We start from the raw sequence: 20,099 nt of genomic DNA, 5'->3' as shown, positions 1-20,099 counted from the left end.
CTCAGGCTCCTTCAGCAATCCTGCGCTTGAAGTTGAGGATCGACGGCCTCGCCACGGCGGGCGCCTCGACCGGCTCGTCCGTCTGCGTGCCGTCAAGGCTGGCTGCCAACTGCTCGATCGTGACGTTCTTCATGAGCTGGCGAGCATCGACGCCCAGCCCGCGCTCGTTCATCCGCGCGACGATGCGGAACAACTGGAGGCTGTCTGCGCCAAGGCTGAAGAACTTCTGGTCGATGCCGACATGCTGCAGGCCAAGCACATCGCCCCAGATCGCGGCGATCGTGGTCTGCGTCGGCGTCAGCGTCACGGGTTCGGCCACGGCGGCGGTGATCTGCGCCGGTTCGCTCGCCTCGGGTTCGGTGGCCGCGGATTCGACCGGCATCGGCGCTTGCGGCACGACCTTGAGCGCAGCGTGCGGCTGACGCACCGGCGTGGCCACCATGTCCGGCGTCGGCACCGGCAGGGCCTTGCGGTCGAGCTTGCCGTTGCTGGTCTGGGGCAGGGCGTCGAGTGTCATCCACAGCGTCGGCACCATGTAGGACGGCAGCTGACCGGCGACATAGGCCGCGACCGCGCCCTGGTCGGGTTTGTCGGAGCCCGCACCGACGAGGTAGCCCACGAGGCGCGCACTGTCACTCACCGTGTGCAGGGCGACGGCGGCTGCGGCAACGCCGGGCGCCTTGCGCAAGGTGGACTCGATTTCCTCGATCTCGATGCGGAAGCCGCGCAGCTTGATCTGCTGGTCGCGGCGGCCCAGATGCTGGAGCGAGCCATCGGCGAGCCGCTTCGCAAGATCGCCGGTACGGTAGAGCCGGCGCGGCGCAGCGCCTTCGATGGCAACCGGTTTGAACGCGGCATCGGTCAGGTCAGGGCGGTTGAAATAGCCCTTTGCCAGGCCTTCGCCGCCAATCCACAGGTCGCCGCTCACGCCTTCGGGCGCCAGATGCAGGTCGTCGGTCAGCACGTGCAGGTCGGTATTGGCGAGCGGCGCGCCGATCACCACGGGTGCGTTCGCAACGACACGCGAGGCCGAAGACCAGATCGTCGTTTCGGTCGGGCCGTAGAGGTTCCAGACCTCAGCGCCGGTCGCGAGCAGCTCGTCGGCGAGGTCGCGCGGCAACGGCTCGCCGCCGCACAGGATCTTGAAGCCCTTCGGCGCCTTGAAGCCTGCCTCGAGCAGCATGCGCCACAGCGAAGGCGTCGCCTGGAGAACGGTGGCGGCTTCTTCCCTCAGGCGGGTCACCAGCTCAAAGCCGGTGCGCACTTCTGCGTGCCCGGCGATGAAGGTGCGGCCGCCGGAGATGAGCGGCAAGAACAGTTCGAGACCCGAGATATCGAAGGAGAACGTCGTCACCGCGACGATGCTGTCCCTGACCGAGAAGCCCGGCGCATTCGCCATCGACAACAGGAAGTTGCTCAGCGCGCGGTGGCCGATCTCCACGCCCTTGGGCTGACCCGTCGAGCCCGACGTGAAGATCACGTAGGCCGAATCCGCGTCCGTGACGACGGGCAGCGCGATCGTCTCGTCATCGTCCTGCGCGAGGAGCGCGTCGACGTCCAGCACGCGATGCGCACCCGGTTCCAGCAACGTGAGGCTGGCTTCATCGCTGAGGATGGCGGCGATGTCGGCGCCATCGAGAATCTGGCGCAGACGTGCAGGCGGCATCGTCATGTCGAGCGGCACATAGGCGCAGCCGGCGCGCCATACGCCGATCATCGCGGCGACGGTCGTCGCAGTGCGCTCCATCGCGATGGCGACGCGCCCGCCCGAGGCGATTCCCGCGGCCATCAGCCGGCGGGCGATCTGGCTCGCGCGCGCATCGAGTTCGCCATACGTCAGGCTCGTCGACTCGTCCGACACGGCCGTCGTATCCGGGGCTTGCCAGGCCTGCGCGGCGATCAGCGCCGGGGTCGTCTGCGAGAGATCGTAGTCACGCTGCGACGCGTTCAGTTCGTCACGCAGATGGTGGATTTCGGCATCGCTGAGCAGCGGCAGCGCGGCGACCGGCGTTTCGGCATCGCGTGCGATCGCGCTCAGCAAGGTTTCGTAGTAGCCGAGCCAGCGCTGGATCGTCGTTTCGTCATAGACGTCGGTGTTGAAGTCGCAATCGAGACGCAGACCTTGTGCCGATTCGATCACGTTCAGGAACAGATCGAAGTTGCTGTACGCCTTGGCGTTCGGCGTGAAGTGCGTGGTCACGCCGGCCATGTCGAGTTCGCCGTCGACCTTTTCCAGATTGAACTGCAGATCGGTCAGCGGCAGCCGGTTCAGATCGCGCTTGATGCCGAGATCGCGCACGAGCGCACCGTACGTGTAGTTCTGCCGGTCGCCAGCATCGTAGAGGTGATCGCGCACCGCCTTCATGTGTGCGGCGAAAGGCTTTTCGCGGTCGAACTTCACGCGCAGCGGCAGGAAGTTGACGCAGTGGCCGACCAGCAGCGCTTCGCCGGCTTGCGACTGGCCGGCCATCGGTGCGGCGATGACCACGTCATCATTGCCGGACAGACGGCCGAACAGCACCTGGGCCGCGCCGAACAGCGTGGCGAACAGCGAGCAGCCCTGCTTCGAGGAAGCGGTCTTGACCTGCTTGAGAAGGTCGGCTCCCAGATGGCGGGTCGTCGAGGCGCCATTGAAGCTCTTGCGTTCGGGGCGCGGGCGATCGCCGGGCAAGTCGGGCTGCGGCGCCGGCTCGCGATGGACGTTCATCCAGAAGTCGCGCGTTTCCTTGTCCACGCCGATCGCGTCCTGCTCCTTGGCGAAGGCGAGGAAGCTTTGCACTTCGTCCAGTTCCGGCTGCGTGCCCCAGACTTCCGCCGCATAGAGGGCGGCCAGGTCGCGCAGGATGATGTTGATCGACCAGCCGTCGCAAACGATGTGATGTGCCGTGAACACGAACGCCCACTTCTGCGCTTCCAGGCGAACCAGCGCGGCGCGCGCGAGCGGTGCGCGGGTGAGGTCGAAGACCTCGCGGGCTTCCGCGTCGATGATGGCCTTGAGCTCGCCCGCCGGATCGGCGTGGCCGGAAAGGTCGATCGGGACCAGCGCAACGGTCGTCGCCGCGTCTGCGAACATCGTGTCGCCGACGCGCGAGAAGTGGACGCGCAACGCATCGTGGCGGGCCACGGTCGCGGCGAAGGCGCGTTCGAACGCGGCCTCGTTCAGCTTGCCGTTGAGTTCGAGCGTGAACGACTCATTGAACGCGAGCGAGGCTTCGTGGCCTTGCTGAGCCGACATCCAGATTTCCTTCTGGGGCTCGGTGAGCGCAGACTGCGTGAGCGGCGGTTCGGCCGGCGTATGCGCCGCGGCGTCCAGCGCGCCGCCGAGAATGCCGACGCGCTGGAGCGCGTCGATGCTCGCGATGAAGGCGTCGCCGATCTTGCGGATGTCCTCGTCCGAATGGCTCGTCGTCAGGAAGCAAGGGAAGCCTTCCATGATATGCACGCCGAGGTAGCGCATGTACGGATAGAAGAGGCTGCCGAGGCGATCTTCGCCCGCGAGATTCACATAGAACCAGCTCGAGAAGGACTCCGCCCGCGCGGCGATGCCGACTTTCTCCAGATGCGCGTTGACGCGCTGCACGAGTCCTTCCATGCGTGCACCGAGCCCTTCCTGCAGCGCCGGGCCAGCCTCCTTGAGGTGCAGGAGGACGGCCTTCATGGCGGCGAGCACCACGGGGTGGCGCACGAACGTGCCCGCGAAGAACGTAGGCGGAACTTCGGGTACCGAAGCATCGCCGAATTGCCACTGACCGCCGTCGAGCGCATCCATGTACTGCGTGGTGCCCGCCAGCACGCCGATGGGCAGGCCGCCGCCGACCACCTTGCCATAGGTCGCCATGTCGCCCTGGATGCCCCACAGGCCCTGCATGCCGGCCGGATGCACGCGAAAGCCCGTCACGACCTCGTCGAAGATGAGGGCCGAGTCATTGGCCGCCGTGACGTCGCGCAACTGCTGCACGAACTCCTTCGGACGCAAGTTGGGATGGCGCGACTGCACAGGCTCGATCAGCACCGCTGCGATATCGTCGATATTGGCCTTGATCCATTCGAGGCTTTCGGGACGGGCGTAGGGCAGCACGACCATGTTGCCCACGGAGGTCTGCGGAATTCCCGGGGCGAGCGGGAACGCGCGCGGCACGCCCGCTTCGCTGCCGGGCTTCACCAGCACTTCGTCGAACTGGCCGTGATAGTCGCCGTCGAAGCAGACGACCTTGTCCTTGCCGGTCACCGTGCGCGCGAGGCGCATCGCCGCCATCACGGCTTCCGAGCCGGTATTGCAGAACGTGACGCGCTCATGGCCCGTCATGTCGGAGAACATCTGGGCGACTTCGCCTGCAAGCGGCGACTGCGGTCCAATCGCAAAGCCTTCCTCCAGTTGCGCGTTGACCGCGGCGACCACGAAATCGGGCGTGTGGCCGAATGCGGTCTGGCCGTAGCCGTTGACCACGTCGATATATTCATTGCCGTCTACGTCCCAGATCTTCGAGCCCTTCGAGCGCTGGGCGACGATCGGATAGACAAGCTCCTTCCATTCCTCGCGGAAGCCGCTGGCGGTGCGCGGGTCGGCAAGCACCGCCCGGTAGGACTGCGTACGCGCCTTGGAGGTGGCCGTTTTGGCCGAGTAGCGCGCCGCGAGATCGGTGATGAACGCCTTCTGGGCGTCGGTCATCTGGGCCGAGTGCGAGGCGCCCGGCTTGTAGGCGGTAAAGCGCGACGGGCGATTTTCCTCGAACTTGATTTCGGGACCGGCGGCGGCGCGCGCGGGCGCTGCGGCTGCCACGGCCGGGGCGGAGACGGTGGGCGCTGCGGCCGGCGCGGAGATCTGCACCGCTACGGGTTGCTGGACGGCCAGCGGCGCGCCTTGCAGCACTTCGAGCTGGCGCGCCATCACGGACTGCATGGCGGCGAGCTGGTCGCGGATCACCGACTGGAGGTCGCCCGTGGCCGGCGCAACAAGCGCTTGCACTGCGACGGGCGCGCTGACCTGCACTGCCGCAACGGCGGCAGGCGCGGCGGCCGCTTGAGCGGCGACAGCGACCGGCGCAGGCGCGGGAGCGGCCTCGGCAGGCACTTCCGGGTCAGGCGGCATCGCGCCATCGAGGAACTGCGCGAGGGCGGGCAGCGTCGGATAGTCGCTCATGATCTGCCGGAAGCTGATCGTGACGTCGTAGCGGCGGCGCAGTTGCCGGGAGACCTGCCCCATGAACAGCGAGTCGTAACCGAGATCCCAGAAGGTCACGTCCGGGTTGGACGTATCCGGTGCTTCGCCGGACATCTCGGCAAGCAGTGACGCGAGTTCGGCAATGAGACGCGGTTTGCGGTCGATTTGGACGGTCTGGGTCATGGCGGTCTGAGGAATATCGTTTAGGGCTTCGGACGAGGCTTGCGCGGCAATCGCCGGGGCAACGGTCGTTGGCTGACGTGAAGAGGCGGTTGCCGGGGCGTCAATCCAGTGCCGTTCCGGCTCGAAGGGATAAGTCGGTAGCGAAACGCGGCGGCCTGTTTCAGCCCGCAGCGCCTTCCAGCTCGGCTTGACGCCGTTCAGCCACAGGCGCCCGGTCGCCTCGGCGAGCACGGCAAGCTCGCGCTCGCGTGTCGCGAAGTCGGGCAGCGAGGCAATCGCGCCCTGATGCCGGTCCTTGGGCAAGCCCTGCAGGACGAAGGTCGAGAGCGTGCGGCCGGGACCGATTTCAAGCAGAAGAGGCTTGCCCTCTGCCGTGACCGTGGCGAGCGCGTCGCTAAAGCGCACGACATTGCGGCAGTGGCTCGCCCAGTACTGTCCCGACACCGGCTGATCCATCGACGCCCATTGCCCGGTGACGGAAGACACGTACGGGATCTTGGGCCTCGCGAAAGCTAGGCTGTTCGCTACCTTGGCCAGATCGTCGACGACGCCGGACATCATGCGCGAGTGGAACGCGTGCGACGTGTGCAAACGTCGATGCTCGATATCGCGTGCCTTGAGCGTGGTCTCGAATGCCTCGATGGCCGCGAAGGGGCCGGCCACGACGCTGAGCGTCGGCGCATTGAGCGCGGCGAGATCGACGTCGCCGGGCAACATGGGGCTGAGTTCCGCCTCCGCCAGGCGCACGACCAGCATCGCGCCCGGTTCGGCCGACTGCATGAGCGCGCCGCGCTGTGCGATGAGGCACAGCGCATCCTCGAACGCGATCGCCTCGGCCACGCAAGCGGCGACCAGTTCGCCCACGCTATGGCCGATCATGGCCGCCGGCTTGATGCCGCGCGACATCCACAACTGCGCCAGCGCATATTCGACGAGGAAAAGCGCGGGCTGCGCATAGATCGTCGAGCGGATGGGGTGCGGGGTGTCGTCGCCCTCCGGCGCCTCGCTCAGCAGCAGCGTGCGGATGTCCAGCCCGAGATGCGGCGCCAGCGCCTCGGCGCCCTTGTCGATCCACTCGCGATAGACCGGCTCGGCGCGATAGAGCGCGGCTCCCATGCCCGGATACTGCGCGCCCTGGCCGGGAAACATGAAGACGACCGCAGGCGCGGCCTGGGGCGCCTGTGCTTCGATTGCGCCTTTCTGGAGCTTGGCCTGGGCCTGTTCCACGCTCTCGGCGACGACGACGGCGCGGTGCGCGAAATCGCGGCGTCCCGTTTGCAGCGTCGCGGCCACGTCGGCCAGTGCGATTTCCGGATGGCTCGCGAGATGCGTGGCGAGATTCGCCTTCGCGCGTTCGAGCGCCGCCGTGCTGCGGGCCGATAGCGGCAGGATCTGGAGTCCTTCGCTTTGCTCGCCCGAGGCGTCGCGGCAAGGCGCCTCCTCGAGCACCACATGGACGTTCGTCCCGCCGACGCCGAGGGAACTCACACCGGCGCGGCGCGGCGCGGCGCCGTCAGTCCAGGGACGTGCCGCCACGTTGAAGTAGAACGGGCTGTTAGTGAGGTCGATGCCGGGATTGGGCGAGCGGAAATGCGTGAGCGGCGGCAACGTGCGGTTGCGCAGCGCGAGCGACGCGGCGATGAAACCCGTCACGCCCGCGGCCGCGTCGAGGTGCCCGACATTGGCCTTCGCCGAGCCGAGCGCGCAGAACTGGCCGCCTTCTGCGCCACCGAGCCGGAAGGCCTGCACGAGGCCCGCGAATTCAATCGGATCGCCGAGCGGCGTTGCCGTGCCATGGGCCTCGACATAGCCGATCGAGGCCGGATCGATGCCAGCCTCAGCGTGCGCGATGGCGACGGCGCGTGCCTGGGCGTCGACGCTCGGCGCGGTGAAGCCGACCTTGTCGGAACCGTCGTTGTTGATGCCCACGCCGCGGATCACGGCGTAGATCGAATCGTCGTCGGCGATGGCGTCTTCGAGCCGTTTGAGCAAGACGACGCCCGCACCGCTGCCGAACACCGTGCCCTTTGCGTCGGCATCGAACGGGCGGCACACGCCGTCGGGCGCGCCCATGCCGCCTTCTTCATAGAAATAGCCGCGCTTTTGCGGGAACGTGATCGAGACGCCACCGGCCAGCGCCATGTCGCAGCGACCGGCGCGAAGGTTCTCGACGGCGAGGCTGATCGCGGTGAGCGAAGTGGAGCATGCCGTCTGCACGGAGACGGCCGGTCCCGTGAGCCCGAGCTTGTACGCGGTGCGGGTGGCGACGAAATCACCGGCCCCAACGAGCTTTTGATACTCGCCGATCTGGAACTGGCTCGTGAATTCGTCGATGACCCCGCGATCGGACAGGATGTGCTTGAGGAAGTAGGTGTTCATCGACGTGCCGGCGAACACGCCGACCGCGCCGGCGATCGTCGCCGGGTCGTAGCCGGCATCTTCGAACGCTTCCCACGCAATCTGGAGGAAGAGCCGCTGCTGCGGGTCGGTCAGCGCCGACTCGCGCGCCAGCATGCCAAAGAAGCCCGCATCGAAGTGGTCGACATCCGTGAGTATCGGACGTGCCTTGACGTAGCTCTTATCGCGGCGCAAGCCGTCGTCGAAGCTGTCTTCGAGTTCCGCCACGTCGAAATGCGTGATGCAGTCGCGTCCCGCGAGAATGTTGGCCCAAAGTTCGGAGACATTGCGTGCGCCCGGAAACCGTCCGGACATGCCGACGACGGCGATGGCGCCGCTTTGCGCGCCGCGGCGTTGACGGATTGGCGCTGTGTTCTCGAGCGGGAGCGTCGAGCGCAGATGCGAAGCCAGTGCCTCGACATTGGGATGGCGGAAGAGGTCCACCAGCGCGACCTTGGCCGCCACGTCTCGCGCGATGATGGCGTGCGCGCGCATCATATCGAGCGAACGCAAGCCGAGATCAAAGAAGTTCGAGCGCCGATCGACGGGCTTGCCGAGGAGGCCTTCGAATACGGACGCGAGCTTGTCGGCAACGTCGTCGTCCACCGGAGAGGGCTGCGCCGATGATTCGGATTGCGTATCGATAGTCGCAAGCAGCGCTTTGCGGTTGATCTTGCCGTTGGGCGTCAGCGGGAAATCCGGCAGCACGCGCAGCTCCGCCGGCATCATGTAATCGGGCAGGGCGGACTTGAGATACGCGCGGATTGCGTTCAGAAGACCTGCGGCGTCGGCGGCGTCGGCCTTCACGAAGCCCGCGATGGCCTTGCCGTTGCGTCCTTCGAATGCCGCCACGGCCGCGTCTGCGACGCCGGGCGCCACGCGCAACGCATGTTCGATTTCGTCGAGTTCGATGCGTTTGCCTGCAATCTTGATCTGCCGGTCGTTGCGGCCGAGAAATTCGATGGCCCCGTCCGGGCGGCGGCGCACGAGGTCGCCGGTGCGGTAGAGTCTGGCGCCAGGGGCGAAAACGTCGTCGACGAACTTCTCGGCCGTCAGTTCGGGGCGGTTGAGATAGCCGAGCGCGACACCGTCACCGCCCGCGACCAGCTCGCCGACTTCTCCATCGGCAACCGGCGCGAGCTTGTCGTCCACGATGTAGGCGCTCGTGCCCGCGATGGCGTAGCCGATGGGAATGGCCTCGCCATGCGCGAGCGACTCGCCGTCGCGCGCAATGCGGTAGCAGCAGGTAAAGGTCGTGTTCTCGGTCGGGCCGTACCCGTTGATGATCTGCAGACCCGGGTGGGCCTCCATGACCTTGCGTACATGGACGGGGGACAGCACGTCCCCGCCCGTCAGCGCCTCCTTGAGCGGAAGAAAGGCTTCCAGCCGATAGTCGGCGAGCGCATTGAAGAGGCCAGCCGTGAACCAGGCGCTGGTAGCGCCGAGTCGCGCTATCTCGGACGCGATCGTGTCGAGAGAGGGCTGGACCTCGTTGATGATGGCGGCGCAGCCGCCGTTCAGGAGCGGTCCCCAGATCTCGAGCGTGCTCGCATCGAAGGCGAGCGGCGCGAGGTTGAGGAAGCGCGTGTCCGGCGAAAGCTCGGTGAACGTCTGGCCCTGCACGAGGCGCAGAATCGCGCGGTGCGGCACGATCACGCCCTTGGGCTTGCCGGTCGAGCCGGAGGTGTACATCACGTAGGCAGCGTCGTCACGATTGCAGGCATGGAGCGCAGCGGGCTGCGCGGCCTCCGCAGCCGCCACGACATGCTCGAGATCGGCCGTGACGCCGTTCAGCTCGCCAACGCTGGCGAGCGCTGCCGCCTCGGCGATGATGAGCTTGGGCGAGCAATCGGAAACGATGAAGTCGAGCTGCGCCTTGGGGTAGGCGCGGTCCAGCGGCACGTAGACGGCGCCCAGACGCAGGATCGCCAGCATCAAAGCCAGCGTGTCGCGGCTGCGCGAAACCATGATCGCGCAGCGATCGCCCGGCTCCAGTCCCATTTCGTGCAGGACGGTGGCGAGCCGCGCCGAACGTTCGCCAAGGGCGGCATACTGTTCCTCGCCCGTGGCGTCAATCACAGCAAGATGATTGCCGAACCCGGCACATATGGCATCGAAGCGCGCTGCCACGCCAGGCACATGATCGGTCCCGCCCGGCAAAACGCCTGAAAGTCCATCTCTGTGTGACATTTGCTACTCCCCCACAATTTTGACGAAGGTCCGGTGCTGAGCAGGCTTGGCGAAGGATTCGCGGCGCTTGCGCAGAACGGCGTCCGGTCACGGGAAGCGCAAGCGGCAGGTGGCTTTGCGCACCTGGCTTGTGTCCCAACTTTGAAATTTGCTGTAGGAGGAAGTTAATCTTCCGCGGGATACCTATCCGTTCGCCGTCGCACACACGATGTGCTGCAGCAACACATTGCAGCGGGGTGGCACGGGTGCGTCGGCGCGCAGGCTTGCGCCCCGCCTGCCGCCGTGCGGGTGGGTTTGGCGACGATCGCGGCATTGGCCGAGTGCGTGTTGCATCGAGGCGAGGACTGGCAATTCGTGTGCGGCGTTGTGCGTGGCAACAACTCGATCGAACCGCTGGGCGGGACGAGAGGAGTTCGTCCGAGCCCTTGTCGGGTCAGTTCATTTGGATGACCGACCAGCCAGTTTGGCGCGCCGCTACCGCTCCCGCGCAGGCCGGACCGGGTGACAGCGCGCGAACGCGCCAATGCGAAGCTTCGTCCGCCGCACCCCCGACGAAGCGGGGCATGGTGTCGCCATGATCGGAAAGATCGAACTCAAAATGCTCGGGCGGCAGGATGAAGCCTGTGCCGAGCGCTTTCAGGCCGGCCTCCTTGCGCGCCCAGGTTTCAAAGAAGACCGTTTGCTGTTCTGATGGCGGGAGCGCGTCGAATTGTTCACGCTCCCGTGAGGAGAACACCTGGAGCGGCATGCTTTCCTCGATCGGGCGTATCTGTTCTACGTCAATACCTACCTCGAAACCGCCCGAAACGGCGAGCGCCGCCGTATTCTCGCTGTGGCTCAGGTTGAAGCAGATCCTCCATCCAACGGGTTGGTTCGTGCAAAATGGTTTGCCTTCCGAACCATATTCGAGTGCGACCGCCTGTGGGGGGAGCGCGAGATAGCGGCCGAGGATCTGTCTGAGTTTTCCCCTGCCGGTCACGTAGCGGCGGCGATGCAGCTCGAAGCGAAAGTTGCCGGCGCGCTCGTGCTCTTGCATGGATAGCATTTCCCGGTGCCGGTCAAATTCGCCACCGCAGGCATCGAGGTCCCATTGCCAGACATGGACTTCCTGCATGGTTGGCGGCGTGAGTGGCGGCGTGGACATGGATAGCCTGATTCGAATTGCAGTGGGAAATGTCGACTCGATGAGGTGCGACATAGGGCGACGCGCTATCCGTTTGAGTTACGCATTGCGAACCATGCACGCCGGTTGCATTGCCGCCTGGCCGAGGAGCGGCTGACGCACGAGTGAATGTACACATACAACTCTCGTGGATTTGTTGGGCAACCCACGGAACGATACCAGGGACACGTCCTACGATCTGTCAGAGCGTGATGCAATTACGCTGCACGGCGTGCGTGCGTGTTTTGCGCTAGCGCCAGTACATAGCGGCAACGAAGGCGTATTGCGACGTGCCAGGTATCGCAGCGTGCTGTTTCAGGACACGCTCAAGCGTATGGCAACGTTCGCCGACAAGCCGTCGCGGCAATTGTCGAAATATGGCGCCGGCATAAGACCTGTGAGGCTCTCCGAACGTAGCTGGGCTGCAGGGTCCTTTGCGACTCGATGCGGTGCCGGACGGATCATCTATGGCTTTGGCTTCCAGAACGCCCGCGGGTTGCGTTCGCTATTGATTTGATTCAGCGCTATGGCCTTCGAGAAGACTGGTCTGAAAACCATTGGGAGAAGGTTTTTCAACTGTATTCGAATGCAATTAGAAAGTATGTTTAATGTTTGTGTAAGGTTAATCGCGGATCGGAAAGGGATGGATAAGTGCTCGGTAAGGAACGGTAAGAATATGTGTGATTGACGCGCTATCAGATCAAGACAGATAGTTTTACTCTTTGCACGAGGAAGTTGTCGAAATTCAGAATCGAGGTGCGGGATGCGGTGTGATTTTGACAATGTCTACAACGTAAGTGTGATCATTCCACACTACAACAGCATTGATTTGCTGTGGGTAGCAATAGAATCGATATCCAGTCAAACCGTTGCCCCGCAGGAAATTATCGTCGTAGACGACGCGTCCGGTCTGCAGTTCGACTTGCCGAGTCGTTGCGGAAACAACATTGTCTTGAGACTGATTCGCGAAAGCGAGAACCATGGCGCGGCGTGGTGTCGAAACCGGGGCATTGAAGAGGCCACCGGCGATCTGATCGCTTTTCTGGACGCTGACGACCGTTGGCTTCCGGACAAGCTCGAGCGCTGCGTGGCGGCTTTTGGCCCCAAGCCCGCCGGGAACGAGGCGAAGGTGCTGTTCAGCAACGTCGTGCTAACGGACGCAGGCCGGCGCATCCTGGGCAACCGCTCTCCCTACGATGGCCGGCCGATGCTCGACTTCATCCTGCTGGAGGGGGGCTATATCCAGACGTCATCGATCATGATGTGGCGTCATCAGTACCCGCTGATCAGTTTCGACGGGGCATTGCGCCGTCATCAGGATTGGGATTTTGCCATTCGAGCGGAAATGGCCGGATGTGCATTCGTTTATTTGCACGATGCGCTGGTCGAGTATTCCTTGAGCGAGAGTCCCGCAAGAATATCGAAGGCGGTCAGTTGCGAACCCAGTCTCGTGTTCTTTGAGAAATACGAAAAGCTGATGTCAAAGGGACATATCTCGTCATTTATATTTAATGTATTGATTTACAAGAAAATGAGTATCACCTTGAGACTTGCCATTGTCGAGCGAGTTTTGTTGAGAGAGATAGAGATTCCCAGCAAGGATTGGGCGTCGCTGTTTGCGAGGCTGGTTATTGGGTGGGGAGGTGTAAACTTAATCAAGCAGTTGATGCGGATAATCCAGACTGAGGATTATTCGACCTGAGTTGCATCTGCCCTGAAAAATAAAAGTCATAGCCGGCGCCACGGCAATCTTGTACATCCAGTTTCATCCCCGCCAGTCAGCGCCTCTGAAATTCGAGGCTCTCGGTAACCACTCGTTCTTCCCCTTTTTCCGTCTCTGCGATCGGCCCCCGCTGGGTCGAGGACGTTTATAAACGTCCCGCATGCCGCTGCGAGGATCCCGCAGCGCCGCACCCGGTTCGGGTTGTGTCTGTCGGCGCACAGATGGTGCATCGGCGCTCTGCTTTAATCTCAAAGCCGATACCGGCTGCGTGTGGAGTACGTTTCGACTTCGAGGTCCTAAATGCGTCAATTTGTCCGCGATTTGTTCTACTCGTCCGTCGCCGATAAACAGGTCAATTTACCGCTGCCGCCGACGTCGCTTGCGATCCATTCGCGCAAGCTCAATATCTTGCTGCTGGGCACGTGTTCTGTGGAGATGCTCGTCAAGCGAAGCGCGAACTCCGGGCACAACATCCGGCACATATTGATGGGCTCGAGACGCCACGCCCCTGTCCCGGATGCCGCGCCAAGCGACGATGTCGTCGTCGTGAATCTCACGCTCCGTCACATTCTCGGCGAAGTGACACAAACGCCTGAACCGGTGGTGGACATGGTTTTTGCGCGTCTGCGTTCAGACGACGAAGCTCGCGTCTTTCTGGAGAGGACAGGGGAATATATCGCCCAAAAGGTGGCGCAGGTCGCCGCGCAGATCACGTCGGCTCCGATAATCTTCATGTCGTTTTTCGAGCCGAGCTTCAATTACGACGGCGATCTCATCGATCCATTCGGTATGACGTCGCCTGGAAATCTGGTGCGCGAGATCAACCGGCTTTTGTCCGACGCTCTGCGGAAGACAAATAACTGCTATTTTCTCGACGCCAATGAAATATTGAATTTCATCGGCCGCCGGCACCTGCAGGACGATGTCCTGTTGAGCAGTTCACATGCCTCGTTCATCAACGATTGGGACTTCAAGCTGGACGCGAATCGACTGATTGCGCCCAAAGCAATTGGAAATATCCTCACCTATGAGGTCGCGTCTCGCGAATTTACCCTCGCGTTTCTGTCGCGGATTGAGGCAATCGTCAAGGTCATCGAGCAGCAAGACCCAGTGAAGCTCATTATCGTCGATCTCGATGACACCATGTGGCGCGGCGTGGCAGCGGAAGGCGAGAACGTGAGCCTGGAGCAACGCATCGAAGGCTGGCCGATCGGTCTGGCTGAAGCCTTGCTGTTCTTCAAAAAGCGCGGCGGATTGCTGGCGATTTGCAGCAAGAATGAGGAAGCGCCCACCGTTGAACGGTTCAACGCCATCTGGCGCGGCGCCATTACCATGGACGACTTCGCGTGCGTGCGTATCAACTGGAGGCCCAAGTCGCAGAACATCCTTGAGATCATTAAGGAGGTCAATCTGCTTCCGGGCAACTGTGTCTTTATCGACGACAACGACCGTGAGTTGTCGGAGGTGAAGGCGGCGATCCCCGCCATTCGTTGCCTTGGCGGCAATCATTACGACTGGCGGCGAATCATTCTGCGATCGGCCGAAACGCAGGTCCCTATCGTCACCGAAGAGTCATCGCGTCGTACCGAACTCGTGCGCGCAATCTCGCAGCGCGAGGCCAGCGCCGACGCCAATGATGGTGTTTCGCGCGAAGAGTGGTTGGCTTCGTTGCAGCTTCGCCAGTCATTCTTTCTGATCAAGACGCCGCAATCCAGATACTTTGATCGGGCATTCGAACTCATCAACAAGACGAATCAGTTCAACACGACCGGGAAAAGATGGGAGCGCTCGGAGTTTGAGGCGTTCATAAACCACGGCGGGTATTGTGTGGTCTCCTCTCTGCGCGACAAATTGATTGACAACGGCATCATCTCCGTTTGCCTGATCAAAGGCGAGAAGATCGTCCAGGTCGTGCTGTCGTGCCGCGTGTTTGGGCTAGGTGCGGAACTGGTCGTGGGGGCGATTGCGACGCGGTTGGCGCTGAAGGCGGGCGCTGAAGTTTGCGCCGAGTTGGTCGATACCGGAAGGAATGCGACCTGCCATGACTATTTCCGACGGCTTGGATTCTCCCAAACGGCGGCGGGTTTGTACTCGCGTACCGCGAACGAACTTCCGTCCTACATCGAGATCGAGAACCTGGGTGCTGCCGACTTCCCCCCTGTGCGGATTTAGCGCAGCGCTTGTTAGGGAAGTCTGTTAAACAACGCAAGGTCGTGTCCGACCGTCTCGGTCAGCATCCACGGGTCGCCTGCCATCGTCAATGGACCTCTCCAGGCGGCCAAACATCATGCGCATTTTGGCGCAGTTCCTTCCACGCGTCGTCTATCCACACGCGGCTCGCGCGCCCCACTTAACGCAATCTCGCAAATACAAACGCAGTCGTCTGTATTTCGTCCGCCTACGGCTGTCATGCGCGCCCTTTGAATGCGACTGAGACTCAATGAGCGTTCGGCAACACTTCAAGACAACTCACCCGACCTCTGCGCGGTAAGGCTCGGTAAGATTCGGCTGCTAACACAGCGCTGGTTCTGCTAAGAGGTCGAATAAATGATAAGCCCTACTAGTCCCTTCCCGGTGTTTGCCGCGGTGCTCCTTGCACTCGCCACTGCCAGGGTTTTGATCTGGCGATTCGGTGCCCCCAACGCCGCAGGACGCTTTGCGACGATTGACGGATTGAGAGGGTACCTGGCGTTTTTTGTTTTTCTGCACCATTCCTGCATTTGGTACTTTTACATCAGAACCTCTCAGTTTGACTCCCCCCCGTCAAATTTCATGGCAAATATCGGGCGAGCAAGCGTGTCCCTGTTTTTCATGATTACCGGTTTTTTGTTCTCGACAAAAATAATCAATGACAAGGAAAGAGGCGTTGACTGGGTCAAGCTTTACGTCTCACGAGTTCTGCGGCTGACACCGTTGTATCTGTTCGCCATGCTGCTCCTTTTCGTCTTCGTCGCATTCATGTCACGTTTCACGCTAGCGCAATCTCCTTTGACGCTGGCGGCCAATGCGTTGAGATGGGTAGGATTTTCCAGTTTTGGTGAGCCGGATTTAAACGGCGTACAGGACACGAAGCTCATTTTATCGGGTGTGCCGTGGACGCTCGCCTATGAATGGGGATTCTATCTTTGCCTTCCGTTGCTGGCAGTCGTGATCGGAGCTATTCCGTCGTTTTCAGTATTGATCATCGGATTTGCCGGGGTACTGGATCTGGTTCATTTTCATGCAGAGTCAAGATTCATGACGCCGTTTCTTGGGGGGATCATTGCGGCACTTTTCTGTCGTCAAGCCTGGTTCCGCAACCTTTCACAAAAGAGATTTGTCTCGTTGATTGCAATCGCTGCGATCATCGCCGCGATCACCTTGTTTCCAACGACGTATGCCCGAATCCCGTTAGCGCTTCTTTCGCTGAGTTTCGCCGTGATTGCGGGCGGCGCGACCTTGTTCGGCACACTAACCAGTCAGCTATCCCGTATGCTAGGAGAACTCGCTTACAGCATCTATCTCCTGCACGGATTCATACTGTTTGCGCTCTTCAATGTTGTCATAGGAAAGCTGGACGCGAGAGCGTTCACCCCTCTGGAGCACTGGCTTACGATCCTGCTGGCCACTCCCGTCTTAATTCTTGTCTGCTATACGACGTCTCGATTGATCGAGAAGCCTGCCATGCAACACACCGAAGGCGTTAGCAAGTGGGTACGCCAGGCAATATTAACAAAGCGCGGCGCTTTGGAAGAGTCGCTTTAAATGGCTTGGTGCTGCTTCTACTTTCACGAAAATTAGCAGCAGCCCATCGTGTTCGAATTCACGGGGACATCGGCCTGCGGTTGGATCTGGGCATTGATTCGGGCGCGGCGTAGTTCGTGCCGGTGCGAAGTTACCTCTCTCGAGCGATGCTGGCAGGTGCTTTCGACCATGAGGCACGCAAGGGCCAATGGCAGGCCAGTGCCGCAACCAGAAGAACATAGGTTGCGAGGAAGTAGTAGGTCAAAGAATGCACTCGAATATCGAATAATCCTTCGAGACATAGAGGCAGGATGGTCGCAAAAGGGAAAAGCTTTAAAAAAGGCCCGACCCAGCCATCACCTCGCGACGAGAGGATCATGGACAAATAGAGGCAGACTGAAAAAACGCTGAAGTCATACGACATCAACCGCGGGTTGAGCAGAATGAGGATGGCGAGGAAATAAAACAACTCGCTCGCGGATCTGATCTGTATAGAGCGTTGCCCATGCCTGTACCGAAGAGTTGCCGAAATCAGTACAACGAGAAGCATCAGGAAAAGATGGAGAATGAAGCCGAATTTTCCCATCCCAAATCTGGAAAACACGCCAAAAATCGTCAACCCGGCGTCCCCATGTTGGACGATCTGATTGTAGATTGCGCCCTGGAATCCCGCCCACAGTTGCGGGTAAAGGGCAGGCTGCGCTATGTAGATCCCGGCAACCGACAGCATCACCCCGGCGAACGCGGCCAAACTGCGGAGGGGCAGAAAAAGATAGAGCAAAGCATAGGCAAGGAAGTAGGGCTTTATGGCAGAAAACAAAATGATTGCGATCGCGTGTGCCGTCAACGTGTAGCCCGATCGTCTCGTGTATAGAAAGTACGATAGAGAAACGAGAAGGAGGTGCGCGAAGACGCTAATGTTGCCCGTCTGGATCGAAGCAAAACCGGATCCGCCAATCAGGAAGCCAAGAACCAGGCAAGGAGCCAGACGATGATAGGGGATAAATGACTTGAGACTAAGGCTCACGCAAACGATGCTTGCGGCGGCGGCTAGAACCAGGAAAGCAAATGCCGCGCGGAAATCGAATACGGAAAATACCTTGAGAAAGATGGGCGGGTAGACAAACGGAAAGTCGCCCGATGCGCACAGGTAGGGGTCCGGTCCCTGCGAGTAGCAGCTCAAGCCTTTCTGATAGACATGGTAGTCCCAGAAAAACGAGCCGCTTGTTCCGCTGAACGCGAGAACCAATAAGAAACAAGTGGCGGCAGATAAGCTCCAAAGGGGCCATGCCTTGTCGTCTGTAACGCTCGCTATGTCTACCTTCAAGTACGCCCCCATCTCCGTTAATGACCTGCAAATCTTGCGGCGGGCCAATCGCTGAACGTGAGCCCCATTTGCGAATTTCCGAATCAGTCGCCGTGCAACTCGCGCAGATTTTGATCGGGAAGACGATCGTGCATTCGTTGGGGAAACGCGTGGAATCCACTACGTCGCAGCCCATAGAGCGAAAACGCGAGCAGTGCCCTTAGGCTTTTCGGATGGCCGCACATGCACTCTGCCGGATTCAGTGGTCAACCGTAGAGCACGGTTGTGCCTAGGTCTGTACGCCAGCGCACGCCGCAAGACCGTACGAAACACCGCTCGACGTGCGGGTGTCTTGAACTGTACCAGGGCGGAAACGAATGGGTCGTTCGCTAGCACGCGAACGGGGCGCGGTCCCGGCGGCACATGCGCGGTCCGCGATCCTGTGCGCGATCGAAGCGATGGACGGCCTGCAGGTTCTATGCTTCAGCAAGCTAACTCAAGCAAACGTATAGCGTTTATCCAACTGGTATTTCGTGAAATATCCGATCACCAGACCGAGTGCGCCGCCGGCAAGCCGTCCGGCTTCGCCATGAAAGAGCGCGTTCGCGGCGAATTCCACGGACCAGAAAAGGAGCGTGGTGCCGAGCCCCATGGCAACGTACATCGAGAATGTGCGCACGCCGTGTGCAACACTCTGGTGTTCGTAGCGGAATATCCAGGCTTTATCGAGCAGATATTTGACGATAAGGCCAACACCTGTGCCTACGCACACCGAAAGTGGCACCGAAAACGGGCCTTGGTACAGGTGAAAGGCGAGGCTTTGACTGCCGAGATTGGCGCCGATAGACATGGCGGCGAATGTCGCGTACCAGAACACGAGCCGCGTGCGGCTGAGTGACATGCTAGCAGCGGTGCTGCTCATAGCGTACTCCTCTTGAACGCCGCACCGGGCAGCGCGCGGATGACAAGCGTGTACTCGGCCCGGGAACCGCGCGCCTCACCACGCACGACGCCGCCTTTCCAGTCCATTGCGATGAAAGCGGTCACGAGGGCCTCAGAATGCGGGCATCGAGAGGCTTATGACGCGTGGTCGCCGGATAAAGGAATGACAGTTGACGCATGTTAGGCAAACTCCGCGGGGACCACCGTTCGCCGGAGCACAAAGCTCACCTTCTTGCGTACCCGCTCGCCCTTGCTGGCGGCGCCCTGAATAGCAGGGGCCACATTCGATCGGGATATGTACCTCAGGAAAGCGATGCGTGGCGACGTAAGCCGCGAGGCAAGCGAAATGCGCGGCGATTTCGTGGTTAGTGCGCCGTTATTTCTATCGCATCCGTGAGCGGAGCTGCGTTGAGTGGCGGAACAAGCCTGCCATTTGTCGGGACGCAGACGATCGCGACTATGCGTGCGGCGAGGCTGGCAAGCACTTTAGCCGGCAGTTGGCCGATATGGATGCGCTTATGCCGGGCGTATAGTTCGTTCATCGGCTAAGCGCTTAGGTCGTCGCGCGGTTCCGCGTAAGCGTTCCGCCTCATGTCGATTCCGTGTCATTACTTGCAAAGCAGCAGCATGCGCTCCTGGTCCGAGCATGGCCGCGCATTGACTTGTTGCGTGGTGGCGGCACGCGGCGGCGCGGCCGCCTGCACCGCGGCACGATGCGCGAAACACGACTTCAGTCGCCGCTCGACAGGCTGATAGTATTGCCAGCCTTTGCCGAGGCCCGGTAGTTCAAGCTTCACCTGCTTCCACTTCGGATGGCCGTGTTCCTGCAGGTTGTCGAAGTTTGCGCAGAGCGAATCGGCGAAGCGCTTCAGGTTGCCGACCGTATCGCGCAGGTTGTAGTCGTAGGTGACGAGAAAGGCCTTGACTGTCCAGGTCGGCACGTCCTCCTTCAGCCAGTTCGGGTAGCTCGACACGTGAATGGTCGCCGGATAGTAGGTTTGCTTCGCGCGCGCCGTTTCCGGCGCGTTTGGATCGACGCGCAGGAAGCGGATCTGCTGCAGCAGTTCGGGATTCATGTCGGTAAAGAGTTTGGCGGGTTGACCGGCGACGATGATCGCCACATCGATCTTCTTGACGATGAGCGCGGCAAGCGCGTCTTCGTTGCTCAGGTGCTTCGCGTTCTGATCGGGAATGGGCTGGCCGAACATGAGGCGGTAGAGCGTCGTTGCCGACTGCGCGGTGCCGCTGCCGATCAGGCCCACGCTCATCACCTTGTCCTTGATCTCGTTGATGTTCTTCATCGGCGAGTCGC

8 protein-coding genes are annotated in these 20,099 nt (G+C 61.4%); 3 read left to right on the top strand and 5 right to left on the bottom strand.

The annotated features are described in order from the left end of the window. Nucleotide 1 precedes the first annotated feature (1 nt). Nucleotides 2-9,931 carry a non-ribosomal peptide synthetase/type I polyketide synthase gene (locus U5A57_RS17965; protein ID WP_321913021.1) on the bottom strand — a complete coding sequence of 3,310 codons (9,930 nt, stop codon included), beginning with the start codon at nucleotides 9,929-9,931 and terminating at the stop codon, nucleotides 2-4. Nucleotides 9,932-10,364: 433 nt separating this feature from the next. Further along, on the bottom strand, nucleotides 10,365-11,075 hold the full coding sequence (locus U5A57_RS17960; protein ID WP_321913020.1) for a 4'-phosphopantetheinyl transferase family protein: 711 nt from the start codon (nucleotides 11,073-11,075) through the stop codon (nucleotides 10,365-10,367). An 817-nt stretch (nucleotides 11,076-11,892) separates the two neighbouring features. Here U5A57_RS17960 and U5A57_RS17955 point away from each other — a divergent pair. The 3 genes from U5A57_RS17955 to U5A57_RS17945 all read left to right on the top strand — a co-directional run bounded on the left by U5A57_RS17955 (nucleotide 11,893) and on the right by U5A57_RS17945 (nucleotide 16,560). Further along, on the top strand, nucleotides 11,893-12,795 hold the full coding sequence (locus tag U5A57_RS17955) for a glycosyltransferase family 2 protein (protein WP_321913019.1): 903 nt from the start codon (nucleotides 11,893-11,895) through the stop codon (nucleotides 12,793-12,795). A gap of 321 nt (nucleotides 12,796-13,116) precedes the next feature. After that, entirely contained in the window at nucleotides 13,117-14,988 is a 1,872-nt protein-coding gene (locus U5A57_RS17950) for an HAD-IIIC family phosphatase (protein ID WP_321913018.1), read from the top strand. Nucleotides 14,989-15,363: 375 nt separating this feature from the next. Next, a complete protein-coding gene (locus tag U5A57_RS17945) occupies nucleotides 15,364-16,560 on the top strand; it encodes an acyltransferase (protein WP_321913017.1) in 1,197 nt (398 codons plus the stop codon). Between the two features lie 130 nt (nucleotides 16,561-16,690). Here the strand turns inward: U5A57_RS17945 and U5A57_RS17940 are convergent, their stop codons facing one another. From U5A57_RS17940 to U5A57_RS17930, 3 genes are all read right to left on the bottom strand, one after another. Next, nucleotides 16,691-17,866: a hypothetical protein gene (locus U5A57_RS17940; RefSeq protein ID WP_321913016.1), complete on the bottom strand. Its 1,176-nt coding sequence runs from the start codon at nucleotides 17,864-17,866 to the stop codon at nucleotides 16,691-16,693. Between the two features lie 475 nt (nucleotides 17,867-18,341). Continuing rightward, nucleotides 18,342-18,767 carry a GtrA family protein gene (locus U5A57_RS17935; protein ID WP_321913015.1) on the bottom strand — a complete coding sequence of 142 codons (426 nt, stop codon included), beginning with the start codon at nucleotides 18,765-18,767 and terminating at the stop codon, nucleotides 18,342-18,344. 628 nt (nucleotides 18,768-19,395) lie between these two features. Next, nucleotides 19,396-20,099, bottom strand: a 704-nt coding sequence (locus U5A57_RS17930; protein WP_321913014.1) for a TAXI family TRAP transporter solute-binding subunit, incomplete at its 5' end; no start/stop codon positions are given.

This window comes from Paraburkholderia sp. J11-2, from assembly GCF_905220185.1.
GTDB lineage: Bacteria > Pseudomonadota > Gammaproteobacteria > Burkholderiales > Burkholderiaceae > Paraburkholderia.
This window is presented reverse-complemented; position numbering and strand designations above follow the sequence as displayed.